Source organism: Azovibrio sp. (assembly GCF_049658005.1).
In the GTDB taxonomy this organism is placed as follows: domain Bacteria; phylum Pseudomonadota; class Gammaproteobacteria; order Burkholderiales; family Rhodocyclaceae; genus Azovibrio.
The window spans coordinates 1-25,509 of the sequence record NZ_JBASOH010000027.1 but is presented as its reverse complement, the minus strand read 5'-3'; the positions used below and the strand labels follow the sequence as shown (position 1 = coordinate 25,509).

Below are 25,509 nucleotides of genomic sequence, written 5' to 3'. Positions count from 1 at the left end.
GCCCCGGATCGGCCTGGCGCTGGGCAGCGGTTCGGCGCGCGGTCTGGCGCACATCGGCGTGCTGCGTGCCCTGAAAGAGGCCGGCATCACGGTCGACCGGGTGGCCGGCACCAGCATGGGGGCAGTCATCGGTGCCGTCTTTGCCTCGGGCAAACTCGATGGCTTGACCGCCAGACTGTGCAATCTCGACTGGCCCGGCATTCTTGCCCTGCTCGACCCGGTGTTTCCCCGCTCGGGGCTGATCGACGGCCAGCGGGTTGCGGAATTCGTGCGCGCCCATGTGCCCAGCGCCCATATCGAGGATCTGTTGCTGCCCTTTGCCGCCGTGGCCACCGACCTCATGACGGGCGAAGCGGTGGTGGCAACGGCCGGCGATCTGACCGAAGCGGTGCGTGCCAGCATCGCGGTGCCCGGCATCGTGACCCCGGTGCGCAGCAACGGCCGCATCCTGGTCGATGGCGGGCTGGTCAATCCGGTGCCGGTGAGCGTGGCGCGCGCCATGGGGGCCGATCTGGTCATCGCCGTCGACCTCAACCACGACATCGTGGCAGGCCGGGTGTCCCGCCCCGTTGCCCACGCCAACGGCCATGGACCCATCATGGCGCGCCTGCTGGCGAGCCTGCAGGCCAGCAACAGTCCGGTGCTGGCGCAATTCGAGTCCTGGCTGAACAAGGCGCCCCTGGAGCCGCTGCCCGGCATTTTCGAGGTGCTGCTGGCCTCGCTTTACATCATGCAGGCGCGCATCACCGAAGCCGCCTTGCAACAAGACCGGCCCGAGATCCTGATTCAGCCGCCCTTGGGCGCGGTGCGCTTCATGGAATTCGACCGCGCCGAAGAAATCATCGACATCGGCTACCGCAGCGCGGCCGAACAACTGGCCCAGTGGGCAAGAAGGAAAACCCCTGTAGCGGGACAGGGCGCTTGAGCGCTTGATGTCCCTTGCCAGGCCGTATCGAATCAGGCCTCCACGCCGCCGTGGCGAGTCTCCTGGCCCGTGCGGCCGTGCTGGTCCGCCATGCCTTGCGCCTCGAATGGTCTGATGCGGATATGGGCCGCCTGCAAGGCCGGCAAATGGTCCTTCAGTTCCTGCTCGAAGGCAGCCGCCACCGCGTCGGCCTGGGCTACGGTAATGTCGCCGTCCACCGCGATGTCGAGTTCCGCGACAAGCCGGTGTCCCAGCCAGCGGGCGCGCACATCGAGCACGGTGCGAACCCCGGGGACATGCCCGGCGACATGCCGGATTGCATCGGGCAGCGATGGCTCGACCCCATCTAGCATGCGCGTCAGCACCGCCTTCGCCGCTTGCCAGACGATGCCAAAGATGGCAAGGGTGATCAGCAGCCCGATGATCGGGTCGGCCAGGGGGAAGCCGAGCCAGACGCCAAGCGCGCCGGCCACGACCGCCAGGCTGGTCAGCCCATCGGTGCGCGCATGATAGCCGTCGGCCATGAGTGCCACACTGTTGATCTGCCGGCCGACACGGATGCGGAAGATCGCCACCGCTTCGTTACCCAGGAAGCCGGTCAGACCGGCCACCGCGACCCACAGTAGTTGCTGGATCGGCTGCGGATGCAGCAAGCGATCGATCGCCTCATGACCCGCGACGATCGCGCTGAACAGGATGATGAGCACAATCACGACACCGGCCAGATCCTCGACGCGCCCCAGGCCATAAGTGAAGCGCGGACTCGCGCCGCGCCGGACCAGGCGGAACGCGATCCACAGCGGGATCGCGGTAACGGCGTCACCAATGTTGTGGATCGTATCTGCGAGCAGCGCCACGCTGCCCGACAGCAGCACGACTGCAACCTGGAGCAAAGCCGTGATGGCCAGAATCACGAACGACCACTTGATCGCCCAGATACCGCGCTCCGTCGTAGCGAGGGTCGGGTCCACGACGCCGTGAGTGTGGCCATGGGCGCCGCCATGGTCATGAGGTCGGCCGTGGGTATGGTCGCCACCGTCTGGCGGAGCAAAACCGAGCCAGACAAGCACCGCCTTGAATCCGGAGGATGAATTTTTCATGGTCTTGGGTGAGTTCCTTGAATTCGTGGATCGATGCCCGCATCGTTTGAGTACCGGCAGTACCGTGCCGGGAGTACCGGGTGAGTTTAGCGCGGCGGGCAGCGCAGGGGGCTGTTTGCGATGAAATCGCAACGCCCCCGCCGGATGGCCGAGGCATTCAGAGGGCGGTGTGGCGCCCGCCTCATCCACCCGCCTCCACCGGGCGGCGCGGCTCGGGGCCGGGGGGGCCGGGATCGAGCTGGGCAAACAGCGCCGCCGCGAGCATGGTGATGGCGCCGACACAGAGGAAGGTCAAGCGAAAGGCCTGCAGCACATCGGCCTCCATCGTGAAGCCACCGAGCAGCGCGGCAGCGATGGCAACGCCCAGGCTCATCGAAAGTTGCACTACTACCGAGAGCAGGCCGTTGCCGCTACTGGCCTCGGTGTCGCTGAGGTCGATCAGGGTGATGGTGTTCATGGCGGTGAATTGCAGGGAATTGACCGTGCCGACCAGGCCCAGATGCAGCGCCAGCAGCCAGCCCGGAGTGTGCGCGCCGATGCCTGCCAGGCTGGCGATCAGGCCGCCGAGCAAGAGCGTGTTGCCGAGCAAGAGGCGGCGATAGCCGAAGCGGTCGATGATCGGCTTGGCCAGGGACTTGACCGCCATGGCGCCGAGCGCGAGCGGGATCATGCTGATGCCGGCCTCGGCCGGGGAATAGCCGAGCGCCACCTGCAGCAGCAAGGGCACGAGAAAGGGCAGGGCGCCGCCGCCCAGGCGGGCAAACAGGTTGCCGAGGATGCCGACGGCGAAGCTGCGGGTCCGGAACAGCCGCGGGCTGAAGAGCGGCGCCTCGACGCGCCCGGCGCGCAGCCAGTAGGCGGCCATGCAGGCGGTGGCGCAAAACAGGAGCAGCATCACCCGGGCATGCGGCATGTGCAGCTCGCCCAGGCCCTCCAGGGCGATGGTGATCAGCACCATGGCGGCGCCGAACAAAAGAAAGCCCGGGGTATCGAAGCGCGGCCGTAGCGCCGCCTTGAAATCGGGCATGAAGCGTAAGGCGGCCAGGCAGCCGAGCACGCCCACCGGCAGGTTGATCAGGAAGATCCAGTGCCAGGAGGCGTACTCCACCAGCCAGCCGCCCAGGGTGGGCCCGAGCAGCGGCCCGACCAGGCCCGGCAAGGCGATGAAGGCCATGATGCGCACGAACTCGCTGCGCGGATAGGCGCGCAGCACCACGAGGCGCCCCACCGGCAGCATCAGCGCGCCGCCCAGCCCCTGCACGACGCGGGCGGCGATCAGGAGATCGAGCCGCGGCGACAGGGCACAAAGCAGCGAGCCCAGGGAAAACAGCAAAATGGCGGCAACGAAGATCTGCCGGCTGCCGAAGCGGTCGGCGATCCAGCCCGAGGCTGGAATCAGCAGGGCGACGGTGAGCATGTAGGCGATCACCACGCCCTGCATGCGCAGCGGGTCCTCGGCCAGGTCGAGGGCCATGGCCGGCAGCGCCGTATTGAGGATGGTGCTGTCGAGCGTCTGCATGAAGAAGGCGATCGCCACCAGCCAGGGCAGGAGCCGTGCGCTGCGGGGGTCGAGAGGTAGGGTCGGTTGCATGGCTCTGGCGGAATTCCAGGGACGAAGCGTCATTTTGCTCAGGGAAAGCCCGGCAGGCTGCTAGAATGGCGCCCTTTTGTTTTGGAGGGGGGCTTTCGGGGCTGATGGATCGGGGGCTGATGGAGGCCGGTTTTGCCACAGAGCCACAGAACCACAGAACCACAGGGATAGAGCCAGAGCCAGAGCCAGAGCCAGAGACGCAGAGGGAGGCCGGTTTTACGGATGGTGCCGAGAGAGGGACTCGAACCCTCACACCTTGCGGCGGCGGATTTTGAATCCGCTGCGTCTACCGATTCCGCCATCTCGGCACGAGATGAAGAGGGCGGATTATCCCTGAATCAACCCGAGGCCACAAGATACCTTGCTGAGCTTAGACGACTTCGATTTTCCCCTGCCGCCGGCGCTGATCGCCCAGCATCCGGCCCCGGAGCGCAGTGGCAGCCGGCTGCTGCATGTGCACGGGACGCGGCTTGCGGACCTCTATTTTCTTGATCTGCCCGATCTGCTGGCGCCCGGCGACCTGCTGGTGTTCAGCGACACCAAGGTGATCAAGGCGCGTCTGTTTGGCCAAAAGGAGAGCGGCGGCCGGGTGGAAGTGATGCTCGAACGCATCCTCGATGCCCGCCGCGCCCTGACCCAGATCCGCGCCAGCAAGCCGCCCAGGCTGGGCGGGCGGATGTGCCTGGCCGATGCCTTCTGGGTGACGGTGGTGGGGCGCGATGCCGGTTTCTTCACCCTGGAACTCGAAGGCGAGGGAGATTTCTGGGAAAAGGCCGAGGCTTACGGCAGCCTGCCTCTGCCCCCCTACATCACGCATCGCCCGCAAGCGGTGGACGAAAGCCGTTACCAGACCGTCTATGCCCGGCATCCCGGCGCCGTGGCGGCACCTACCGCCGGCCTTCATTTCGACGAGGCGATGCTGGCCCTCCTGGCGAGCCAGGGGGTGCACACCGCCCAGGTGACCCTGCATGTCGGGGCGGGCACTTATCAGCCGGTGCGGGTGGAGCGGATCGCCGACCACAAGATGCACTCGGAACGCTATCGGGTGCCCGAGGCCACGGCGGCCGCCATTGCCGCCGCCCGGGCGCGGGGCGGGCGGGTGATTGCCGTGGGCACGACCTCGATGCGGACCCTGGAAGCCTCGGCCCTGCCCTGCGGCCAGGTGCAGGCGGGCGAGGGGGAAACCGACATCTTCATCACGCCCGGCTATCGCTTCCAGGTCGTGGATCGGCTCATCACCAACTTTCATCTGCCCAGATCGACCCTGCTGATGCTGGTTTCCGCCTTTGCGGGCCTGGACGATATCCGCACGGCTTACGCCCATGCGGTGGCAGAAAAATACCGCTTCTTCAGCTATGGCGACGCCATGCTTCTGGAAAAACGAGATGCAATTTGAACTCCTGAAAACCGACGGCGCCGCCCGGCGTGGCACCCTCCACCTGGCCCACGGCGTGCTGCAGACTCCCGTGTTCATGCCGGTCGGCACCTATGGCACGGTCAAGGCCATGACGCCCCAGTCCCTGCACGACATCGGCGCCCAGATCTGCCTGGGCAACACCTTCCACCTCTGGCTCAGGCCCGGGCTGGAGGTGATCAGGCAGTTTGGTGGCCTGCATGATTTCATGAACTGGCAAAAGCCCATCCTTACGGATTCCGGCGGGTTCCAGGTGTTTTCCCTGGGCGCCATGCGCAAGATCGGCGAGGAGGGGGTGAAGTTTTCCTCTCCCATCGACGGGGCCAAGCTGTTTTTGACGCCGGAAGGTTCGATGGACATCCAGCATGGGCTCGATTCCGACATCGTCATGATCTTCGATGAGTGCACGCCTTACCCGGCGAGCCTGGACGAGGCGGCCCAGTCGATGCGCCTGTCGCTGCGCTGGGCGCGGCGCTCCAGGGATCAGCACCGCAAGCTGGGCAATACCAATGCCCTGTTCGGCATCGTCCAGGGTGGCATGTACGAGCCGCTGCGCGATGAATCGGTGGCGGGCCTGTGCGACATCGGCTTCGACGGCATGGCGATCGGCGGGCTTTCGGTGGGGGAACCCAAGGCGGAGATGGCGCGCATCCTGGCGCATACGGCGCCGCAGCTGCCCGCCGACAAGCCCCGCTACCTGATGGGCGTCGGCACGCCCGAGGACCTGGTGTTTGCCGTGGGTCAGGGCATCGACATGTTCGACTGCGTCATGCCCACCCGCAACGCCAGGAACGGCCATCTGTTCACCCGCTACGGCGATGTGAAGATCAAGAACGCCGGCTACCGCCAGGACAAGGGGCCGCTCGATGCCAGCTGCGACTGCTACACCTGCAGGAACTTCAGCCGGGCCTACCTGCATCACCTGTTCCGGGCCGGTGAAATCCTCGGTGCGATGCTCAACACCCTGCACAACCTGCGTTATTACCAGAACCTGATGGCGGAAATGCGCAGTTCGATTGAACAGGGGCAATTCGATGCTTTTGTCAGAAAATTCCGGGACGACCGTCAGCGGGGCGTCCGCTAAAGGGATGTTAGAATCGCCGCCTTCGTGATTTTCAATTGGGAGTACCCGTCCATGATTAGCCTTGCCCATGCTCAGGAAGCCGTTGCCGCCGCTGGTCCTGCCGGTGGTCTCATGCAGTTTCTGCCCTTGATCCTGATGTTCGTGGTCATCTGGTTTTTGATGATCCGTCCCCAGATGAAGCGCGCCAAGGAACACAAGGCCATGACCGATGCCCTGCAAAAGGGTGACGAAGTCGTGACCCAGGGCGGTATCACCGGCCGCATCGTCAAGGTGGGCGACCACTATATTGCCCTGGAAGTGGCAGAAGGCGTCGAGATCGTGGTGCAGCGTCCGGCGGTGCAGATCGTGCTGCCCAAGGGCACCCTCAAGTCCGCCGTCTAATTCCGGCAAACCCCTCCGGGAGGGGGCCGCTGGCCCCATCCTTGTCCTGTTTCTGGATCTAGCCTCAAGGTTTCCCATGAATCGCTATCCCCTCTGGAAATACATCACGGTGGCCGTGGCCCTGCTGATCGGTTTCATCTATGCCTTGCCCAACTTCTTTGGCGAGGCGCCGGCGGTGCAGGTTTCCTCGAACCGGGCCACCCTCAAGGTCGATGCCGGCATCTTGCCGCGCATAGAAGACATCCTGCAGCAGGCCCAGGTGGCGGCGGATGGCATTTTCGTGGAGCCCAACGGGATCAAGATCCGTCTCAAGGATGGCGATGCCCAGTTGAAGGCCAAGGATGCCCTGGAAAAAGCCCTCAATCCCGACCCGGCCAATGCCGACTACGTCATTGCCCTGAACCTGCTCACCGCCTCGCCCAAGTGGCTCACCCACATCGGCGCCCTGCCCATGTACCTGGGCCTGGACCTGCGCGGCGGGGTGCACTTCCTCCTCCAGGTGGACATGCCCGGTGCCCAGGCGAAGCGTCTCGATTCCATCAGTGCCGATCTGCGCACCCTGCTGCGGGACAAGAATGTGCGCCATGCCGGCATCGACCGTGAAGGCGATCGCATCGTCATCAATTTCCGCGATGCCGGAACGCGTGACAAGGCCCGTGCGGCCATTGCCGCCGACATGGCCGACCTGAGCCTGGTTGAACAGGACGACGCCGGCAGTCTGCGCCTGGTCGCCACCCTGAAGCCCGAGGCGCTGGTCAAGCTGCGCGAATACGCCATCAAGCAGAACATCAACACCCTGCACAACCGCATCAACGAACTGGGGGTGGCCGAGCCGGTGATTGCCCAGCAGGGCGCCGACCGGATCGTGGTGCAACTGCCGGGGGTGCAGGATACCGCCAAGGCCAAGGACATCCTGGGCCGCACCGCCACCCTGGAAATCCGCATGGTGGATGACACCCCTGGCGCCCTGGAGCGCGCCCTCGCCGGCCAGGTGCCGTTTGGCACCGAGCTCTACACCGAGCGGGGCGGGGCGCCGCTGCTGGTGAAGAAGCAGGTGGTGCTGACCGGCGAGCGGCTTACCGATGCCCAGGCCGGTTTCGACAGCCAGACCAACGAACCTGCCGTGCATCTCACCCTGGATTCTTCCGGGGCCCGCATTTTCCGCGATGTGACTCGGGAGAGCGTGGGCAAACGTATGGCCATCCTGCTGATCGAGAAGGGCCGGGGCGAAGTCGTGACGGCCCCCGTGATCCGCAGTGAAATCGGCGGTGGCCGGGTGCAGATTTCCGGGCGCATGACGACCCAGGAAGCCAATGACACCGCCCTCCTGCTGCGCGCCGGTTCGCTGGCCGCGCCCATGAACATCATCGAAGAGCGCACCATCGGCCCCTCCCTGGGCGCCGAAAACATCAAGAAGGGTTTTGACTCCACCCTCTGGGGCTTCGTTGCCATCGCCGTGTTCATGATCATTTACTATCAGGTGTTTGGTGTCATCTCGGTGGTGGCCCTGGCCGCCAACCTGCTGTTCCTGGTGGCCCTGCTCTCCATGCTTCAGGCCACCCTGACCCTGCCCGGCATCGCCGCCATCGCCCTCGCCCTGGGTATGGCCATCGACGCCAACGTCCTGATCAATGAACGGGTGCGGGAAGAACTGCGCAATGGCCTGCCGCCCCAGACGGCCATCACCACCGGCTATGAGCGGGCCTTCGGCACCATCCTCGACTCCAACATCACCACCTTGATCGCCGGCCTGGCGCTGCTGATCTTCGGCTCCGGCCCGGTGCGCGGCTTTGCCGTGGTGCATTGTCTGGGCATTCTCACCTCCATCTTCTCGGCGGTGGTGGTATCCCGCGCCCTGGTGAACCTGATTTATGGCCGCCAGAAGAAACTGACCAAGGTCGCCATTGGCCAGGTCTGGAAACCTGACGCCGATACGGCCAAGTAAGGGGAAGCAGCATGGAACTGTTCCGCATCAAAAAAGACATTCCCTTCATGCGCCATGCGCTGGTGTTCAACATCATCTCGGTGATCACCTTTGCGCTGGCCGTGTTCTTCCTCGCGACCCGGGGGCTGCACCTGTCGGTGGAATTTACCGGCGGCACCCTGGTGGAAGTGAATTACGAGGAGGCCGCCGATCTGGAAAAAGTGCGCGGCGCGCTATCCTTGGCCGGGTATTCCGATTTTGCCGTGCAGAACTTCGGGTCGTCCCGCGATGTCCTGATCCGCCTGCCGCTCAAATCGATCAGTGCTGATGAGGCCGCCGGTGAGCAGGGTATGGTGCGTCAGGGCGAGCAGGTCCTGGCGGCGCTGGAGACCGAGGCCCCCGGTGCCCACCTGCGCCGGGTGGAATTCGTCGGTCCTCAGGTGGGTAAGGAGCTGGCTGAAAACGGCGCACTGGCGCTGCTGCTGGTGATCGTCGGCATCATGGTGTATCTAGCCCTGCGCTTCGAATGGCGCTTTTCCGTTTCCGCCATCATCGCCAACCTGCATGACGTGATCATCATCCTGGGCTTCTTCGCCTTCTTCCAGTGGGAATTTTCTCTCTCGGTGTTGGCGGCGGTGCTGGCCGTGCTGGGGTACTCGGTGAACGAGTCGGTGGTGGTGTTCGACCGGGTGCGGGAAACCTTCAGGAAGGCGCGCAGCCTGAGTACGCCCCAGATCCTGGACCACGCCATCACCAGCACCATCTCCCGCACCGTGATCACGCACGGCTCCACCCAGATCATGGTGCTGTCGATGTTGCTGTTTGGCGGGGAAACCCTGTACTTCTTCTCCCTGGCGCTGACCATCGGCATCTGCTTCGGCATCTATTCCTCGGTACTGGTGGCTTCGCCCTTGGTGATGTGGCTGGGCGTGTCCCGCGAGCAGTTCGTCAAACCGCCCAAGGCCAAGGACCCCAACGTGACCGAGGACGGCGCCTGCGTCTGAGGACAGGGCCGCCGCTCCGGGGTGCGGTCCTGCGGTGGCGTGCATCGATGGCTTCACGACACGGCCCAGGCCGTGGCCACAGTGTCCATCCCCAGGCCCTGCCGCCCTGCATGGCCGCCTCCTGCCCGGGCTGCCCAGGCGGCGGGCATTCGGCTATCCTTGCCGCGCGGCCCGGGAAAAGGGCTTTTTCTTCAGGAGAACGAGATGCAGAAAATCAGGCTTTGGGACTTGCCCACCCGGCTTTTCCACTGGCTGCTGGCAGCGGCGGTGCTGGCTTTGTTCGTGACCGGCGAGGTGGGCGGCAATGCCATCGAGTGGCACGGCAAAATCGGTCTGTTCGCGCTGGGGCTGATCGCCTTTCGCCTGGTCTGGGGCTTCGTCGGCCCCACCTACGCCCGCTTTGCCCAGTTCTTTCCTTCGCCGGGGCGCATTCGCGCCTATCTCCACGGGGAATGGCGGGGACTGGGCCACAACCCGCTCGGCGCCCTGTCGGTCTTCGCCCTGCTCGGCCTCGTCGGCTTACAGGCGGTGCTGGGCCTCTTTGCCAATGACGACATCGCCTTTCGCGGCCCCCTCTATGAGCTGGCGGGCAGCGAACTCTCCAGCCGCCTGACGGGGATGCACCAGTTGCTGAGCAAGGTGATCCTGGCCTTGGTCGTCCTGCATGTGGGCGCCATCCTGTTTTACGCCCATGTGAAAAAGGACAATCTGGTGAAACCCATGATTACCGGCTGGAAGGAGGCGGATAAGAGGGAGCTGGGGGAGCAGGGGGAGTCGGCCCAGGGCGGCGGCCCGCTGGCGTTGATCCTGGCCCTGGCCCTGGCGGGGTTGGCGCTGTGGGGGGCAGCAGGGTCCTGGATGCCGGCACCGCCGCCTCCCGCCGCGGTGCAAACGCCGGCCTGGTGAGAGGCCGCGGGTGGCAAGCTCGGGGCACGGATGGCTGCACTGAGAACTTTTTGTCTTGAGGCGGGCGCAAAAGCATGAAAATCGGTTTTATCGGACTGGGGATCATGGGCAGACCCATGGCCCTCAATCTGCTCGAGGCAGGGCATGAGCTCAAGGTATGGGCCCGTCGTCCCGAGTCGATGGCGCCGCTCCTGGCGGCGGGGGCCGCGCCAGGGGAAAATCCGGCGGATCTGGGGAGCTGGGCGGAACTGGTGATTTCCATGGTGGCCGATGCCCCGGATGTGCACCAGGTGATGCTCGGCGAGCAGGGGCTGGCCTGCCGCCCCCGCTCCGGGCTGGTGGCGGCGGACATGAGCACCATCGCCCCGGTGGCAGCCCGGGCCATCGGCGGGGATCTGGCGGCAGCCGGGATCGATTTCCTCGACGCCCCGGTTTCCGGCGGCGAGGCCGGGGCCATCGCCGCTACCTTGTCGATCATGGTCGGCGGCAGCCAGGCCGCCTTCGACCGGGCGCTGCCCGCCTTCGCGGCAATGGGCAAGAACATCGTTCATGTGGGTGCTTCCGGCGCCGGCCAGGTCGCCAAGGCGGCGAATCAGGTGGTGACCGGGATGGGGGTGCTGGCCGTGGCCGAAGCCTTCAACTTCGCGCGCCAGTCCGGGGTGGACCCGGCCAGGGTGCGGGAAGCCCTGCTGGGCGGCTTTGCCCATTCAAAAATCCTCGAAAATCATGGTCAGCGCATGCTGGAACGCAATTTCAAGCCGGGTTTCAAGGCGTGGATGCACCAGAAGGACATGAATATCGTCATGGCAACGGCCTTTGAACTGGGGGTGATGCTGCCCGGTGCGGCGGCGACGGCGCAGCTGTTCAATGCCATGGTCGGCCAGGGCCTGGCGGAAAAGGATTCCATCGCCCTGCTCGAGCTGCTCGAACAGCTTTCGGGGCGTTAAGACATGCCGGCCGCCGTTTCCTGGTTCGTGCGTCTGCGGCAACTGGCCGGTCTGCTGGCGGCGGTGCTGATCTTGAGCATCTGGCTGGCCGTGCAGCACGAAACGGGGGAGATTCACGCCCGGTACGAGACGGCCCAGCGCATCCGGGCCGAGAACATGGCCCGTGTCTATGGCGAAGTGGTGCGCAGCGCCCTGCAGGAACTGGATGTTGCCATGCTGGTCCTGCGCGACCTGTTCCAGCGCGGCGATACCGGGCTGTTCAAGCGCACGACGGCCCTGCTCTGCCAGGGGCCGCTGGCCGGTCTGGTGATCCAGGTTGCCGTGATCGGGCGCGATGGCCAGTTGCAGTATTCCAGCCTGGGCACGCCGGCCCGGCCCGTTGATCTTTCCGACCGTCCGCATTTCCTGGTGCATCTGGGTGAGGACCGGGACCGTCCCTACATCGGCGCGCCCGTGCTGGGGCGGGTATCGCAGCAATGGACCGTGCAGGTATCGCGCCGCCTCGACGATGCCCAGGGCCGCTTTGCCGGGGTGCTGGTATTTTCCGTTCCGGCCCGTGCCCTGGCCCAGGTCGGACACGATATCGATCTGGGGGAGGACCATGTGCTGACCCTGATCAAACCCGATCTCACCGTGGTCAGCCGTTATCCCCAGGTCGACGCCTATCTCGGGGTGCGACTGCCTGAATCGGTGCGGCCCTTCATCTCGCCGCCCTACCAGGCGCATTTGCGCCCCAGCACGCTGGATGGCCGGGAACGGATGATCGCCTACCAGCCCCTGGCGGAGCAGGACTTGCTGGCCGGCGTTTCCCTTTCCATGGCCGGCGTGCGAGCCGGGATAGGCAAGGAATCGCGTCAATACGGCTATCTGGCCGCTGCGGCAACGGCGCTGGTGCTGCTGATATGGTGGGTTTCCTGTCGCTATCTGCAACAAAGCGAACGCGTCGAGCGGCTGCGCCAGCACGAGCGCGAGCGCCTGGAAGAAACCCTGAACCTGGCCGGCTTCGGCAGTTGGGAAGAAGACCTGGTGCAGCCATGTCTGCGCTGGTCGCCCTCTGCTCAAGATGTTTTCGGCTTTGCCAGGGACGAGCCGCCGCCCAGCGTCGCGGCTTTCATGACGCGCATTCATGCCGATGACCGGAAGCGGGTTGAGGCGGCAGTGGCGCGCTGCAGGCAGGAGGGGCAGCCCTTCGAGGTGGAATACCGGATGTTGCCGGCAGAGGGCCGGAGCGAAAAAATCCTGTTTGCCCGGGGCGTCCGTGAAGTGGATCCGGCGGGCCAGCCCATCCTGATCCGCGGGGTGGTGTTCGATGTGACCGAGTCACGCCGCATGGCCGCGGCCCTGCACGAGGCGGAGCAGCGCTGGCAGTGGGCCGTGACCGCCTCCCGGGATGGAGTCTGGGACATCAACCTGCGGACCCGGGCGGCCTGGTATTCGCCACGCTGGAAGGCCATGCTCGGTTACAGCCCCGAAGACATCGAGGATGACTGCGAGACCTGGACAAGGCTGATGCATCCCGATGACCTGCCGGAGGCGATGCGGCTGGCTCAGTCCTGCCGGGAACGCCGCCCCCCTTTCTACGAAGCGGAATTCCGCATGCGCACCAAGGAAGGGGGCTGGCGCTGGGTGCTGTCCCGGGGCCAGGCGGTGGAGTGGGATGAAGCGGGGCTGCCCTGCCGTTTCATGGGGATGCAAACCGACATCAGTGAGCGCAAGGCGGTCGAACTGGCCCTGGTGCAGGAGCGCCAGCGCCTGGCCGAAGTGCAGGCGCTGGCCCAGATGGGAGGGTGGGAGTGGGATATTGCTTCGGGGGGGCTGTGGTGGTCCGACGAAACCTTCCGCATCTTCGGCCTGGAGCCGGGCGAGTGCAGCCCGACGCTGGAAGCCTTCACCCTGCGCATTCACCCGGATGACCGGGGCCGGGTCCAGGCCGCCATCGATGAAAGCCTGCGCGACCGGCGGCCCTATCAGGTCGACCACCGCATCCAGCGTCCCGATGGTGGCATCCGTTACGTCCAGGAGCGGGGCAATCCCCTGTTCGATGCCCAGGGCACGCCGGTACGCATGCTCGGCACCGTGCAGGACATCACGGCCCGCAAGCGGGTGGAAGATGCCATGGCCGAAAGCGAGGCGCGTTACCGCTCCCTGGTGGCCGCGATGGCCGAAGGGGTGGTGGTTCAGGATGCCCGGGGCGTCATCACCTTTTGCAACGATGCGGCCTGCCAGATTCTCGGGGTGAGCCGCGCGCAGATGCTGGGGCTCGATAGTCTGGATAGCTGCTGGCAGGCCATCCGGGAAGACGGCACCAGCCTGTCCGGGGCGGAGCATCCGGCGACGCTGGCCAGGGCCACCGGCCAGCCCGTGGATCGGGTGGTGATGGGGGTGCTGCATCCCGATGGCAGCCGGGTCTGGCTCACCGTCAATGCCCGGCCCCTGCTGCTGCCAGGCGACGAACAGGCGCATGGGGTGGTCATCACCTTTGCCGACATCACCCGCGCCAAGGCGGCTCAACTCAATGGCCAGCTGGCCGAGGCGGTGGTCAATTCCACCAGCCAGCCCATCGTCGTCACCGATGCCGAGGGCTGCATTGTCCAGGCCAACCCAGCCTTCTGCCGCCTGGCCGGCTACGCGTTGCCGGACATCGTCGGCCGCCCGGTGGGCGAGGTGATGAACCCGGGGCACCCGAATCCGGCGCTCCACCGCGATCTCTGGCAGAGCCTGCGCCAGGAAGGCAACTGGGAGGGCGAGGTGTGGAACCGCCGCCGCACGGGCGAGATGGTGCCGCAGTGGCTGGCCATCACCGCCATCCGCAACCCGGGCGGCGGCGTGGAGCGCTATGTGGGCGTCTACATGGACATCACCGAGCGCAAGCGCCGCGAAGAGCGGATGTGGAAAGCGGCCAACTATGATTACCTGACCGGCCTGCCCAACCGCCTGCTGTTCCACGACCGGCTCAAGGCCGGCCTGGCCCGGGCCCGGCGCCTGGGTACCCGCCTCGCTGTGCTGTTCATCGACCTGGACCGTTTCAAGCAGATCAATGACAGCTACGGCCATCAGGCTGGCGATCGGGTGCTGCAGGCCATAGCGCGGCGCATGTCCCGCTGTGTGCGGGAAGATGACACCCTGGCCCGCATTGCTGGCGACGAATTCATGGTGCTGCTGCAGAACCTCAAAGAACCGGAGCAGGTGGAACAGATCGCCGCCAAGCTGCTGGCCGCCGCCCTCCAGCCGATCGACCTGGGCGAAGATGAGGTGGAGGTTTCCTGCAGCATCGGCTACACGGTATTCCCGGACGACGACCCGGAGGGGACGCAGCTGGTGGAGCAGGCCGATCAGGCCATGTACCGTATCAAGGAACAGGGGCGAAACGGCATCGCCCGATTCATCCCGGGGGAGGCGCAGTCATGAAGGTAGGATTCATCGGTTTCGGTGCCATGGGGCTGCCCATGGCGCGGCATCTGGCTGGCGCGGGGCATGAGCTGCATGTCTGGGCCCGGCGCCCGGAAGCATTGGCGCCGCTGGCGGATTGCGCCGCGCGGGAGCTTGCAAGCCCGGCGGCCCTGGCGGCAGCCTGCGAGGTGGTGATCAGTAGCGTCACTGCCGATGCCGACGTGGCCGGCCTGGTGCAGGGCAGCGCGGGCCTGCTGGCCGGGGCCGCGCCGGGCTTCATCCATGTGGACATGAGCACCATCAGCCCTGGCACCGCCCGCGAACTGGCGGCGGCTTACCGCGACAAGGGGGCGGATTTTCTCGATGCGCCGGTCTCGGGCGGCGCCCAGGGTGCCGTGGCGGCCAGCCTCGCCATCATGGCCGGCGGCCGCACCGAGACCCTGGAGCGAGTGAGGCCACTGCTCGCCTGTCTCGGGCAAGGCATCGTGCATGTGGGGGAAAGCGGCGCCGGCCAGGTCGCCAAGGCCTGCAACCAGATGATCATGGTGGCCGCCATCGAAGCGGTGGCCGAGGCCCTGCATCTGGCCGTTGCCGCCGGGGTTGACCCGGCCCGGGTGAAAGCGGCGCTGGCCGGTGGTTCCGCCGCCAGCCGGGTGCTGGAGGTGATGGGCGAGCGCATGGTGCAGCGTGATTTTGCGGCCGGTATCGAGGCCCGCCTGCATCACAAGGATTTCGGCATTCTGCTGCGCGAAGCCTTCCGCCTCGGGGTGCCTCTGCCCCTGGCGGCCCAGGTCGGCCAGCAACTCAACGCCCTGATGGGCCAGGGCTGGGGCCGGGACGATACGGCCGCTTTGCTGCGGGTGCTGGAGCAGGCGGATCGGGGCGGGAATTCTGAGGGGCAGCCAGCCGTTCATGCTCACCCCTCCTTGAATGGGGGCCGCGAGGCTTGGTTTGAGATGCCCATGCCAGAATTGAATGCAGAACTGAGCGCCGGGACCCGCGGGGCCGTGGCCCATGACGCGAGCCGGGAGCAGGAGGTTTGCTATCACTGCGGTCTGCCCATGCCGGACGGTGCCGGCTTTTTTGTCCGGATTCGTGGGGTGCCGCGGCAAATGTGCTGCGTCGGGTGCCAGGCTGTTGCCCAGGCCATCGTGGAAAATGGACTGGAAGATTATTACACCAGCCGCGATGCCATGCCCGAGTCGCCCCGGGAGGCCATGCCGGCGATTCTGGACCAGCTGCTGATGTTCGACCATGCGGAGTTCCAGAAGAGCTTTGTCCGGGAACTCGGTGAACATGAGCGGGAAGCTTCACTGATCCTGGAGGGGATCACCTGCTCAGCCTGCGTCTGGCTCAATGAGCGCCATATCGGCCAGTTGCCGGGGGTGACCGGCGTCGATGTCAATTACGCCACCCGGCGTGCCCGGGTGCGCTGGGATAGCCGCCGGATCAAGCTCTCCGACATCCTGTCGGCGATCAGCGCGATCGGTTATCGCGCCTACCCATACGATGCGGCCAAGCACGAGGAACTGGCAAGGAAGGAGCGCCGCGAGGCCCTGTGGCGGCTCTGGGTGGCCGGTTTCGGCATGATGCAGGTGATGATGTATGCGATCCCGGTCTATCTCGCCGGCGAGGGCGACATGTCCATGGATATCGAAACCCTGATCCGCTGGGCCAGCCTGGCCCTGACCCTGCCGGTGATGCTGTATTCCGCCGCCCCTTTCTTCAAGGGCGCCTGGCGGGATCTCAAGTTGCGCCGGGTCGGCATGGATGTGCCGGTGGCCTTGGGGATTGCGGCCGCCTTCGTGGCCAGCGTCTGGGCAACCCTGACCCGGACGGGGGAGGTGTATTTCGACTCCGTGGTGATGTTCGTGTTTTTCCTGCTGGGCGGGCGCTATCTTGAAATGACGGCCCGGCAAAAGGCGGTCAGTGTTTCCGAGGCCCTGGCCAGGTTGCAGCCGGCGTTCTGCCAGCGGGTGCAGGGCTTTCCCGCGAACCGGGAGCCGGAGCAGGTGGTGGTGTCGGACCTCCGGCCCGGAGATGTGGCCCTGGTGCGGCCGGGGGACACCATTCCGGCTGACGGCCGGGTGCTCGAAGGACATGGCAATGTCAACGAGGCGCTGCTCACCGGCGAGAGCCGGCCGGTGGCCAAGCAGGCCGGCGATAGCGTGACCGGGGGTTCCATCAATATGGAAAGCCCGCTGTTCATCCTGGTCGAGCAGGTGGGGGAATCCACCCGGCTTTCCGCCATCATCCGCCTGATGGAGCGGGCCGCCGCCGAAAAGCCGCGCATCGTGGAACTGGCAGACCGTATCGCGCACTGGTTCGTGGCTTGCTTGTTGCTCTTTGCCGCGCTGGTGGCCCTGGGCTGGTATCTGGTCGATCCCTCCCGGGCCTTGTGGATCACGGTTTCGGTGCTGGTGGTGACCTGTCCTTGTGCCCTGGCCCTGGCGACGCCGATTGCGCTGACGGTAGCCGCGGGCGCCCTGGCCAGGGATGGTCTGCTGGTCACCCGCGGTCATGCCGTGGAAACCCTGGCGCGCGCCACCCACTTCGTGTTCGATAAGACCGGCACCCTGACCAAGGGCGAAATGTGCCTGCAGGACGTGGCCGTGTGCAGAGGGGAGCGGGCCGAGGCCCTGGGGCTGGCGGCGGCGCTTGAATGCGCTTCCGAACATCCACTGGCGCTGGCCATCCGCCGTGGTGTCGAGGCTGGCGGGCGGCTGCCCATGGCCGAAGCGGTGCGAACCGAAGCGGGGCAGGGGCTGGAGGGCGTCGTCAGCGGGCGCCGCCTGCGGATCGGGCGTCCCGATTATGTGGCGGCCCTGGCAGCTGCCGGCGCGGTGCCCTGGCCCGAAGGCTGGCAGGCCGCAGGCGATACCATCGTGGCCCTGGGCGATGAGGAAGGCATCCTGGCTTTCTTCAGGATCGGTGACGAATTGCGGCAAGAAGCGCGGGAACTGGTGGCGGATTTGCAGGCGGCCGGCTGTCAGGTGATCCTGATGTCCGGCGATGCGGACGCGGTGGTTCAACGGCTGGGCTTGTCGCTCGGCATCGCCGACGTGCGGGCGGCCATGTCGCCCCAGGCCAAGCGCGATGCGGTGCTGGCCCTGCAGCAAGCGGGAGCGGTGGTGGCGATGGTGGGGGATGGCGTCAATGATGCGCCGGTGCTGGCCCAGGCCCAGGTCTCCGTCGCCATGGGGGCGGGCTCCCAGCTGGCCCGTACCCAGGCAGACCTGCTGCTGCTCTCCGAGAACCTCGAATGTCTGCGCCGTGGGGTGCGGCGCAGCCGTTTCGCCTTGCGGGTCATCCGCCAGAACCTGCTCTGGGCTTTTGCCTACAATTTCCTCGCCTTGCCCCTGGCCGCCATGGGTCATGTGACGCCCTGGGCGGCAGGGATCGGCATGTCCGCCAGTTCGTTGCTGGTGGTCATGAATGCCTTGAGAATTCAGCGAAAGGAAGTGTAATGGAGATTCTGTATCTGCTGATACCGCTGTCGGTGGTGCTGGTGTTTGTCATTGCCGTGGTGTTCTGGATGTCCGTCAGAGGGGGGCAGTTTGATGATCTCGAAGGGCCGGGCTTCAAGGTGCTCATGGATGACGACAGGCCCAGGGAAGCGGCCGCGGCACCCGGCGTGGAAAAGGAAAAAAAACCTTCTGTTTGATTTGGGTCAAGCCCGGGGGGCCGCCGCCGGGTATGATCCGCAGCACTTTGCCGCAAGTTCACTACTTGCTTTGCAACAGGTTTGATTGTTTCTCTGTTGGGGTTGGGGTGCGTTACGGCGCACCCTTTTTTTGTGTCCGGGGCAAAACTGCCGCCGGGTGGGCAGGGGTTCAGCAGGGCCCGTCAATCCGGGCTTCGGTGCGCTTTTGGGGCTGAATTGATCTATGTCAAATAGCCCCGCCCTGGGCTAAAATAGCATCCCGTTCCATGCGCCGCCTTGGTTTTTGGGGGGGTGGTGTACAGTCTTTTTCATTAAACGAGAGGTGGGTCCATGTCGGAAACGCAAACCACATATAACTACAAGGTCGTGCGGCAATTTGCCGTGATGACCGTCATCTGGGGCATCGTTGGCATGCTGGTCGGTGTCATCATTGCCGCTCAGCTGGTCTGGCCGGAGCTCAATTTCGGCCCCTGGCTGCACTTTGGCCGCCTGCGCCCGCTGCATACCAATGCGGTGATTTTCGCCTTCGGCGGCAGTGCCCTGTTCGCAACTTCCTACTATGTCGTTCAACGTACCAGCCATGCGCGGATTTTCTGCGACAAGCTGGCCGCCTTCACCTTCTGGGGCTGGCAGCTGGTCATCCTGCTGGCGGCCGTCTCCCTGCCCCTCGGCTTCAGCACGGGCAAGGAATACGCCGAGCTGGAATGGCCCATCGACCTCCTGATCGCCGTGGTCTGGGTTTCCTACGCCATCGTGTTCTTCGGGACCATCGCCAAGCGTACCGTGAAGCACATCTACGTGGCGAACTGGTTCTATGGCGCTTTCATCATTGCCATCGCCCTGCTGCATATCGTGAACAGCGCGGAAATCCCCGTGACCCTGACCAAGTCCTACTCTGCCTATGCCGGCGTGCAGGATGCCATGGTGCAGTGGTGGTACGGCCACAACGCCGTGGGCTTCCTCCTGACGGCCGGCTTCCTGGGCATGATGTACTACTTCATTCCCAAGCAGGCCGGGCGTCCGGTGTATTCCTACCGGCTGTCCGTGGTGCACTTCTGGGCCCTGATCTTCACCTACATGTGGGCGGGTCCGCACCACCTGCACTACACCGCCCTGCCTGACTGGACCCAGTCTGTCGGCATGATCTTCTCCCTGATCCTGCTGGCGCCCTCCTGGGGCGGCATGATCAACGGGATCATGACCCTGTCCGGTGCCTGGCACAAGCTGCGTGACGATCCCATCCTGAAGTTCCTGATCACCTCCCTGTCCTTCTACGGCATGTCGACCTTCGAAGGCCCCATGATGTCCGTGAAGACGGTAAACGCCCTGTCGCACTATACCGACTGGACCGTGGGTCACGTGCACTCCGGTGCGCTGGGCTGGGTGGCCATGGTCTCCATCGGTTCCATCTACTACCTGCTGCCCCGCCTGTTCGGCAAGCCCGAGATGTACAGCGTGCGCCTGATGACGGTGCACTTCTGGGTCGCCACCATCGGTGTGGTGCTCTACATCGCCTCCATGTGGATTGCCGGCGTGATGCAGGGCCTGATGTGGCGCGCCGTCAATGCCGACGGTACCCTGACCTACAGCTTCGTGGAGGCCGTCAAGGGCTCCTATCCCTTCTGGACCGTCCGTTTCATCGGTGGCGCCTTGTTCCTGGTGGGTATGCTCATCATGGCTTACAACATGTTCAAGACCATTGCCAGCGGCAAGACCGTGAATGACGCTCCAGTTCTGGCTCCTGCCGCTCAACACGCCTAATCCAGGAGGACAGCGATAATGTTCAATCAAGAAAAGATCGAGAAGAACGTAGGCTTGCTCATCGTTCTGACGCTGCTGGTGGTGAGCGTGGGCGGTTTGCTGGAAATCGTGCCGCTCTTCTTCCAGAAGTCCACGACTCAGGCCGTCGAAGGGGTGACGCCTTATGACCCCGTGCGTCTGGCAGGGCGTGACGTGTATCTGCGTGAGGGCTGCTACAACTGCCACTCCCAGATGATTCGTCCCTTCCGGGCCGAGACCGAGCGCTATGGCCACTATTCCGTGGCGGGTGAGTTCGTCTATGACCATCCCTTCCAGTGGGGCTCCAAGCGTACCGGTCCCGACCTGCAACGTGTCGGTGGCCGCTACTCTGATGAATGGCAGCGTATCCACCTGCGCAATCCTCGCGACGTCGTGCCCGAGTCCAACATGCCCGCCTTCTCCTGGCTGGAAAAGACTGCCGCCGCTCAAACGGTCGGCAAGGATATCGAAGCCAAGATGCTGGCGCTGAGGAAGGTCGGCGTGCCATACACGGACGCAGAGATCGCGGGTGCCAGGCAGGCCCTGGAAGGCAAGACCGAAGAAGATGTTCTGGTCGCCTACCTGCAAGGTCTTGGCACCGCCTTGTCCAACTTCAAGTAAGAAGGCCATGGATATCAACGATTTCCGCTCCCTGACCACAGTCCTGGGGTTGCTCTGCTTCCTCGGGATCGTGGGGTGGGCCTACAGCAGGAACAGCAAGAAGGGCTTCGATGAGGCCGCCAACCTGCCGTTTGCGGATGATGATGATTCGGTGCCTGGGCATGACACCCGGCACCGCTGATCAAAGGATAAAGAGATGAGCGATTTCGTCAGCGAATTTTGGAACTTTTACGTTACCGGCATCGTGCTGGTCAGCGTCATCGGCTGCGCCGTGTTCCTCTGGAGCCAGGGTTCCGCCAATTTCACCGTGGGCAAGACCACCGGTCATGCCTGGGATGAGACCCTGGAGGAGTACAACAACCCGCTGCCCAAGTGGTGGAGCTGGATGTTCTACATCACCGTGCTCTTTGCACTGGGCTATCTGGCCCTCTATCCTGGCCTGGGCTCCTTCAAGGGCTGGCTGGGCTGGACCTCCGCGGGTCAGCACAAGGCGGAGGTCGACAAGGCCAATGCCGCCTTGAAGCCCATGTACGACAAGTATCTGGGAATGGATGTCAAGGCGCTGGCGGGCGACAAGCAAGCCATGGAAACCGGCAAACGCCTGTTTCTGACTTACTGCCTGCAGTGTCATGGGGCCGATGCCCGTGGTTCGAAGGGCTTTCCCAATCTGACCGATGGGGACTGGTTGTACGGCGGCGAGCCTGCCAAGATCGAGGAAACCATCAGCAACGGCCGGATGGGTGTCATGCCTCCCCATGCACACCTCGGCGCCGATACGATCAAGAATCTGGCGAACTATGTGCGATCCCTGTCCGGTCTGCCCGCCGATCCGGCGCGCGCCGCCAAGGGCCGTGAAGCCTTCATGACCGTAGGCTGCACCGGCTGTCATGGCATGGATGCCAAGGGGATGCAGGCGATCGGCTCTCCCAACCTGACCGATGGTACCTGGCTGTATGGCAGTTCCGAGGCCACCATCACGGAAACCATCACCAACGGGCGTCAGAACAAGATGCCGGTCTGGAAGGACTTCCTCGGCGAGGGCAAGGTGCATCTGCTGGCCGCCTATGTGTATGGCTTGAGTCACCCCCAGTAATTCTGCCGTGAATGAAACGGGGCGGAAAACCGCCCCGTTTTAATTTCCTTGAGCATCAGTAAATACTGATCTGTATCAAAAATGGATGGACGCAAGCGGTCGAGAATGGCGCCTCGTACAATTCTGATACGGTACTTGAAAAATGAACGATAACCGCGAGAACAGCACCCCGGGTCCTGGGCCGGAGGGAGAGAAGGTGGTCTCCCTCTATGAAAAACACAAGAAGATCTACGTCCGGCCGGTGACGGGATGGTGGGCGACATGGCGTTGGGTGTTTGTCTGGGGTACGCAGGCCCTGTTCTATGGGCTGCCCTGGCTGCAGTGGAATGATCGTCAGGCGGTTCTCTTTCATCTGGTGGAGCGCAAGTTCTACCTGTTCGGAATGGTGCTCTGGCCTCAGGACGTGTTCTATCTGGCTGTGCTCCTGATCATTTCCGCCTATGGCCTGTTCTTGTTCTCGGCCGTGGCCGGACGGCTTTTCTGTGGTTACACCTGTCCCCAGACGGTGTACACCGAAATTTTCATGTGGATCGAGAACAGGATCGAAGGAGATCGGCTGGCCCGGATCAAGCTCGACAAGGCGCCCCTGAATGGGCGCAAGCTGCGTCTCAAGCTCACCAAGCATGCCCTCTGGCTGCTGTTCTCCCTATGGACCGGCTTTACCCTGGTAGGTTATTTCACACCCATGCACGAGCTGGTCGACAACCTGGTCACCTTCAATTTTGGTGGCTGGGAGATCTTCTGGATCCTGTTCTATGCCGGCTTCACCTACATGATGGCGGGTTTCATGCGCGAGCAGGTGTGCAAATACATGTGTCCCTACGCCCGCTTCCAGTCGGTCATGTTCGACCCGGATACCCTGGTGATCACCTATGACGCCGAGCGAGGCGAACCCAGGGGGGCCCGCAAGAAGGATGCGGATGTCTCCAGGCTGGGGGATTGCGTGGATTGCGGCATCTGCGTTCAGGTCTGCCCCACCGGCATCGACATCCGCAATGGTCTGCAATATGAATGCATTAGTTGCGGGGCCTGCATCGATGGCTGCGATGCGGTCATGGACAAGTTGGGCATGCCCCGGGGCCTGATCCGCTATACCTCCGAGAATGCCCTGGCCAGGAAGTTTGATCGCACTGGCCTGCTCAGCCATATCGTGCGGCCGCGCATCATTCTTTACACCGTGATCCTGGTCCTGATCGTCCTGGCCGCCGCCTGGTCGATCGCAACCCGGATTCCGCTGCGCGCCGATGTGATTCGCGATCGCGCCACCCTGGCCCGGGAAGTGGAGGGCGGTAAAATCGAGAACGTCTACACCATGAAGGTGATGAACGTCAGCGAAGCTCCGCGTGCCTTCCTGATCAGCGTGACGGGCCTGGAGGGCATCGAACTGGCTTCCGAACGGCGCGTCGAAACCGGTCCGGCCGAAAACCGGGAGGTGACGGTCAATGTGCGTGTGCCCCCCGAGGCCGCTCCCAAGGGGTCTCACAAGATTTTCTTCAATGTGGTCGCCGAGGATGATGCCCAGGTGGCAGTGCATGAAAAAACGACTTTCCTGATGCCATGAGCGCTAAACCGATGCCTGTCAAAACCCTGTCCCAACCCTGGTACAAAGAGCCTTGGCCATGGATTCTCATGGCCGGCCCCAGCGCCGTGATCGTGGCGGGTGCCATCACCCTCTGGCTGGCGCTGACCTCGTTTGACGGCATGGTCGAGGATGATTACTACAAGCAGGGCCTGGCAGTGAATCAGCGCATTCATCGGGATCGCATGGCCGAAGAACTGGGTCTGCGGGCCGAGGTGATGCAAAGCGGCCCCCAGCTGCGCTTGATTCTGACCGCACAAAAGGAAATGAATTTTCCGGCCCAGTTGAATTTTCGCATCATCCATCCGACCCGGGGTGGCATGGACCAGACGGTGGTGCTGACCCATGAAGGCCAGGGTTTTTACAGGGGTGCCCTGGGGACCGAAGTTGACGGGCGCTGGCATGTACTTTTAGAAGACCAGGACTTGACCTGGCGTTTGCAGGGAGATTGGCAACTCGATGCGGATGCTTCCTTGCAACTGCGACCCCTGCATTGATTTTTGTTGTCGATTAACGTTACTGGGAGGTGACTCATGGCTTGGCAATTGCTTTTCGGATCCGATATCGGTCTTCTGAGTGTGTTTACCATTGTTTTCATAGTGCTGATGGCCGTTTTCTTCGTTCGATATTTCACGAAGAAGATGGACGAAGATGCCAGAAATCAACGCAACTGATTCATGTGCCCTTGAATGACTCCGGTCCGGCCGGAGTTCGCAAAAAAACTCCAGAGCGATCCTCTGGAGTTTTTTTGCGAACTGATCGGGCCATGATAGTGGATCCAATACCATGCGCCTGCCATTTGATGGAGGCTTCGAGCCTTTGGCAGGCAGAGCACGGACCCGCCACCAGGCAAAGAGGCGGCTGATCATGGCGATGCCGGCGCCCAGTGCGGGTTTGTCATGGGCCCTGGGGATCTCCCTGCTGGCGCACCTCTTCGTGCTGCTCACCCTGCATCCCGAACCGCGGCCCGAATTCAGGGCAGGGAGCCGCCAGATGCAGGTGTTGTTGCGCGGCAAACAGGAAAAGACTGGACCCGGCCCATCTCAGCCGGCCCCGGCGGAGGCTGACTTCGGCTTGTCCTCTCCCGGATTGGCGCGGAGCATGCCTGCCCGACCGACTGCGCCACTCAAGCCCCGCACACGACAAAAACAGGCGCACATAACAGCGCAGGCGGCTGTTGCGGCTGTTGCGGCTGTTTTGCCGGAGTCGGCGCCGCCTGACGCCGCACCGCAAGCTTCGAGTCCGGGCGGTGCGCAGGCGGAAAAGGGGCGGCTCAAGCCAGAAATGACGGCCTCTGACCCGGCACCCGGGGTGGATGAAAATGCCCTGCGGCAATATCGCATCGCCTTGGCGCAAGCGGCCAGGGAATTCCGCCGCTACCCGGCGCTAGCCCGGGAACGAGGCTGGGAAGGTGTGGTGCGCGTGCGTCTACAGTGGCCCCGGGGCGGTGGCGAGTGCGTGGTAGAAGTGCTGAAGGGGTCCGGCCATTCCCTCCTGGATGAGCAAGCCGTCCTGATGCTGGAACAGGCGGCACGCCGCTCTCCTTTGCCGGAAAGTCTGAGGGGACAATCTTTTGAGTTGATATTGCCCGTCGAATTCAGCCTGCAACAGCCTTGAGCGGCATCCTGCCAGGCCGCATGAAATCGAGGCGCGAGGGTTGCGATGGCGTTCACCTCGTGGGTGAGGGCATCCCGCCGCCGTTTCCAGGTTCAACGGCCTGGCATTGTGGCCTCGCCATCCGGAGTGGCGTCGTTCCAGCTGCCTCCTAGCACCTTGTACAGCGTGATGCGGTTGACCTGCTCGGCCAGCGCCAGCCCGATCAGCGTTTGCTGCGCGCTGTAGAGCGAGCGCTGGGCGTCCAGCACCGGCAGGTAGCTGTCGGCGCCGAGCCGGTAGCGTGCTTCGGAGAGCTGCAAAGCCCTCAGCGTGGCCGCCTGCAGCGATTGCTGGGCCAGCAGGCGCTCGGCCAGCGTGGCGCGCTCGGCCAGGGCATCGGCCACTTCGCGAAACGCGGTCTGCACGGCCTTGTCGTACTGGGCCAGGGCCGTGTCGCGCGTGGTTTCGGCGATCTGGAGGTTGGCGCGGTTGCGGCCTGCATCGAAGATGG

The 25,509-nt window shown here is 64.2% G+C and carries 22 protein-coding genes, 1 tRNA gene and 1 pseudogene; 20 read left to right on the top strand and 4 right to left on the bottom strand.

All coding sequences use genetic code 11. From position 1 onward, the window contains the following. Positions 1-925 (top strand): patatin-like phospholipase family protein (locus WBH99_RS02995; protein WP_424218626.1); only part of this gene is annotated, 925 nt, incomplete at its 5' end. Positions 926-957: 32 nt separating this feature from the next. On the opposite strand, the gene WBH99_RS02990 is transcribed toward WBH99_RS02995, so the two are convergent. The 3 genes from WBH99_RS02990 to WBH99_RS02980 form a co-directional block, all read right to left on the bottom strand. Beyond that, positions 958-2,025 carry a cation diffusion facilitator family transporter gene (locus WBH99_RS02990; protein WP_424218625.1) on the bottom strand — a complete coding sequence of 356 codons (1,068 nt, stop codon included), beginning with the start codon at positions 2,023-2,025 and terminating at the stop codon, positions 958-960. A gap of 181 nt (positions 2,026-2,206) precedes the next feature. After that, complete coding sequence (gene mdtD, locus WBH99_RS02985) at positions 2,207-3,616, bottom strand: multidrug transporter subunit MdtD (RefSeq protein WP_424218624.1); 1,410 nt, start codon at positions 3,614-3,616, stop codon at positions 2,207-2,209. A gap of 223 nt (positions 3,617-3,839) precedes the next feature. After that, a tRNA-Leu gene (locus tag WBH99_RS02980) sits at positions 3,840-3,924 on the bottom strand. 53 nt (positions 3,925-3,977) lie between these two features. Here WBH99_RS02980 and queA point away from each other — a divergent pair. The 19 genes and pseudogenes from queA to WBH99_RS02885 all read left to right on the top strand — a co-directional run bounded on the left by queA (position 3,978) and on the right by WBH99_RS02885 (position 25,019). Continuing rightward, positions 3,978-5,012 (top strand): tRNA preQ1(34) S-adenosylmethionine ribosyltransferase-isomerase QueA, encoded by a 1,035-nt coding sequence (gene queA, locus WBH99_RS02975; protein WP_424218623.1) that lies wholly within the window; start codon positions 3,978-3,980, stop codon positions 5,010-5,012. Next, positions 5,002-6,114, top strand: coding sequence for a tRNA guanosine(34) transglycosylase Tgt (tgt, locus tag WBH99_RS02970; RefSeq protein WP_424218622.1), 1,113 nt, complete (start codon positions 5,002-5,004; stop codon positions 6,112-6,114). The genes queA and tgt overlap by 11 nt, the downstream gene beginning before the upstream one ends. Before the next feature lie 51 nt (positions 6,115-6,165). After that, positions 6,166-6,495 carry a preprotein translocase subunit YajC gene (gene yajC / locus WBH99_RS02965; RefSeq protein ID WP_424218621.1) on the top strand — a complete coding sequence of 110 codons (330 nt, stop codon included), beginning with the start codon at positions 6,166-6,168 and terminating at the stop codon, positions 6,493-6,495. 76 nt (positions 6,496-6,571) lie between these two features. After that, positions 6,572-8,440, top strand: a complete 1,869-nt coding sequence (gene secD, locus WBH99_RS02960) for a protein translocase subunit SecD (RefSeq protein ID WP_424218620.1) — start codon at positions 6,572-6,574, stop codon at positions 8,438-8,440. 11 nt (positions 8,441-8,451) lie between these two features. Then, the gene (gene secF / locus WBH99_RS02955; RefSeq protein ID WP_424218619.1) at positions 8,452-9,423 is read left to right on the top strand and encodes a protein translocase subunit SecF; all 972 of its coding nucleotides are present in this window, start codon (positions 8,452-8,454) and stop codon (positions 9,421-9,423) included. A 204-nt stretch (positions 9,424-9,627) separates the two neighbouring features. Then, the gene (locus tag WBH99_RS02950; RefSeq protein ID WP_424218618.1) at positions 9,628-10,329 is read left to right on the top strand and encodes a cytochrome b/b6 domain-containing protein; all 702 of its coding nucleotides are present in this window, start codon (positions 9,628-9,630) and stop codon (positions 10,327-10,329) included. 74 nt (positions 10,330-10,403) lie between these two features. Then, positions 10,404-11,276 carry an NAD(P)-dependent oxidoreductase gene (locus WBH99_RS02945; protein ID WP_424218617.1) on the top strand — a complete coding sequence of 291 codons (873 nt, stop codon included), beginning with the start codon at positions 10,404-10,406 and terminating at the stop codon, positions 11,274-11,276. 3 nt (positions 11,277-11,279) lie between these two features. Beyond that, a complete protein-coding gene (locus tag WBH99_RS02940) occupies positions 11,280-14,684 on the top strand; it encodes a PAS domain-containing protein (RefSeq protein ID WP_424218616.1) in 3,405 nt (1,134 codons plus the stop codon). Further along, a pseudogene (locus WBH99_RS02935) lies at positions 14,681-15,538 on the top strand (NAD(P)-dependent oxidoreductase); the annotation flags it as partial. The gene WBH99_RS02940 and the pseudogene WBH99_RS02935, both read left to right, overlap by 4 nt. Before the next feature lie 189 nt (positions 15,539-15,727). After that, a complete protein-coding gene (locus WBH99_RS02930; protein ID WP_424218627.1) occupies positions 15,728-18,133 on the top strand; it encodes a heavy metal translocating P-type ATPase in 2,406 nt (801 codons plus the stop codon). Beyond that, positions 18,133-18,330, top strand: a complete 198-nt coding sequence (gene ccoS / locus WBH99_RS02925) for a cbb3-type cytochrome oxidase assembly protein CcoS (protein WP_424218615.1) — start codon at positions 18,133-18,135, stop codon at positions 18,328-18,330. The genes WBH99_RS02930 and ccoS overlap by 1 nt, the downstream gene beginning before the upstream one ends. A gap of 330 nt (positions 18,331-18,660) precedes the next feature. After that, on the top strand, positions 18,661-20,091 hold the full coding sequence (ccoN, locus tag WBH99_RS02920; RefSeq protein WP_424218614.1) for a cytochrome-c oxidase, cbb3-type subunit I: 1,431 nt from the start codon (positions 18,661-18,663) through the stop codon (positions 20,089-20,091). A gap of 18 nt (positions 20,092-20,109) precedes the next feature. After that, a complete protein-coding gene (ccoO, locus tag WBH99_RS02915) occupies positions 20,110-20,730 on the top strand; it encodes a cytochrome-c oxidase, cbb3-type subunit II (RefSeq protein WP_424218613.1) in 621 nt (206 codons plus the stop codon). Between the two features lie 7 nt (positions 20,731-20,737). Then, positions 20,738-20,911 (top strand): cbb3-type cytochrome oxidase subunit 3, encoded by a 174-nt coding sequence (locus WBH99_RS02910; RefSeq protein WP_424218612.1) that lies wholly within the window; start codon positions 20,738-20,740, stop codon positions 20,909-20,911. 15 nt (positions 20,912-20,926) lie between these two features. Beyond that, positions 20,927-21,823, top strand: coding sequence for a cytochrome-c oxidase, cbb3-type subunit III (gene ccoP, locus WBH99_RS02905; protein ID WP_424218611.1), 897 nt, complete (start codon positions 20,927-20,929; stop codon positions 21,821-21,823). Positions 21,824-21,965: 142 nt separating this feature from the next. After that, positions 21,966-23,384, top strand: a complete 1,419-nt coding sequence (ccoG, locus tag WBH99_RS02900) for a cytochrome c oxidase accessory protein CcoG (protein WP_424218610.1) — start codon at positions 21,966-21,968, stop codon at positions 23,382-23,384. Next, positions 23,381-23,899, top strand: coding sequence for a FixH family protein (locus WBH99_RS02895; protein WP_424218609.1), 519 nt, complete (start codon positions 23,381-23,383; stop codon positions 23,897-23,899). The genes ccoG and WBH99_RS02895 overlap by 4 nt, the downstream gene beginning before the upstream one ends. Before the next feature lie 36 nt (positions 23,900-23,935). After that, the gene (locus WBH99_RS02890; protein ID WP_424218608.1) at positions 23,936-24,076 is read left to right on the top strand and encodes a DUF3149 domain-containing protein; all 141 of its coding nucleotides are present in this window, start codon (positions 23,936-23,938) and stop codon (positions 24,074-24,076) included. Positions 24,077-24,269: 193 nt separating this feature from the next. Further along, entirely contained in the window at positions 24,270-25,019 is a 750-nt protein-coding gene (locus tag WBH99_RS02885; protein ID WP_424218607.1) for an energy transducer TonB, read from the top strand. A gap of 92 nt (positions 25,020-25,111) precedes the next feature. On the opposite strand, the gene WBH99_RS02880 is transcribed toward WBH99_RS02885, so the two are convergent. Continuing rightward, on the bottom strand, positions 25,112-25,509 hold a 398-nt coding region (locus tag WBH99_RS02880), incomplete at its 5' end, for a TolC family protein (RefSeq protein WP_424218606.1).

What these genes read in the sequence shown, in the direction of transcription:
- WBH99_RS02940 (WP_424218616.1), top strand. Translation starts at nt 11,280, where the DNA reads ATGCCGGCCGCCGTTTCCTGGTTCGTGCGTCTGCGGCAACTGGCCGGT.
- ccoG (WP_424218610.1), top strand. Translation starts at nt 21,966, where the DNA reads ATGAACGATAACCGCGAGAACAGCACCCCGGGTCCTGGGCCGGAGGGA.
- tgt (WP_424218622.1), top strand. Translation starts at nt 5,002, where the DNA reads ATGCAATTTGAACTCCTGAAAACCGACGGCGCCGCCCGGCGTGGCACC.
- WBH99_RS02895 (WP_424218609.1), top strand. Translation starts at nt 23,381, where the DNA reads ATGAGCGCTAAACCGATGCCTGTCAAAACCCTGTCCCAACCCTGGTAC.
- WBH99_RS02990 (WP_424218625.1), bottom strand. Translation starts at nt 2,025, where the DNA reads ATGAAAAATTCATCCTCCGGATTCAAGGCGGTGCTTGTCTGGCTCGGT.
- ccoN (WP_424218614.1), top strand. Translation starts at nt 18,661, where the DNA reads ATGTCGGAAACGCAAACCACATATAACTACAAGGTCGTGCGGCAATTT.
- WBH99_RS02930 (WP_424218627.1), top strand. Translation starts at nt 15,728, where the DNA reads ATGCCGGACGGTGCCGGCTTTTTTGTCCGGATTCGTGGGGTGCCGCGG.
- ccoO (WP_424218613.1), top strand. Translation starts at nt 20,110, where the DNA reads ATGTTCAATCAAGAAAAGATCGAGAAGAACGTAGGCTTGCTCATCGTT.
- secD (WP_424218620.1), top strand. Translation starts at nt 6,572, where the DNA reads ATGAATCGCTATCCCCTCTGGAAATACATCACGGTGGCCGTGGCCCTG.
- WBH99_RS02890 (WP_424218608.1), top strand. Translation starts at nt 23,936, where the DNA reads ATGGCTTGGCAATTGCTTTTCGGATCCGATATCGGTCTTCTGAGTGTG.
- yajC (WP_424218621.1), top strand. Translation starts at nt 6,166, where the DNA reads ATGATTAGCCTTGCCCATGCTCAGGAAGCCGTTGCCGCCGCTGGTCCT.
- WBH99_RS02885 (WP_424218607.1), top strand. Translation starts at nt 24,270, where the DNA reads ATGGCGATGCCGGCGCCCAGTGCGGGTTTGTCATGGGCCCTGGGGATC.
- WBH99_RS02910 (WP_424218612.1), top strand. Translation starts at nt 20,738, where the DNA reads ATGGATATCAACGATTTCCGCTCCCTGACCACAGTCCTGGGGTTGCTC.
- WBH99_RS02945 (WP_424218617.1), top strand. Translation starts at nt 10,404, where the DNA reads ATGAAAATCGGTTTTATCGGACTGGGGATCATGGGCAGACCCATGGCC.
- mdtD (WP_424218624.1), bottom strand. Translation starts at nt 3,616, where the DNA reads ATGCAACCGACCCTACCTCTCGACCCCCGCAGCGCACGGCTCCTGCCC.
- ccoP (WP_424218611.1), top strand. Translation starts at nt 20,927, where the DNA reads ATGAGCGATTTCGTCAGCGAATTTTGGAACTTTTACGTTACCGGCATC.
- WBH99_RS02950 (WP_424218618.1), top strand. Translation starts at nt 9,628, where the DNA reads ATGCAGAAAATCAGGCTTTGGGACTTGCCCACCCGGCTTTTCCACTGG.
- secF (WP_424218619.1), top strand. Translation starts at nt 8,452, where the DNA reads ATGGAACTGTTCCGCATCAAAAAAGACATTCCCTTCATGCGCCATGCG.
- ccoS (WP_424218615.1), top strand. Translation starts at nt 18,133, where the DNA reads ATGGAGATTCTGTATCTGCTGATACCGCTGTCGGTGGTGCTGGTGTTT.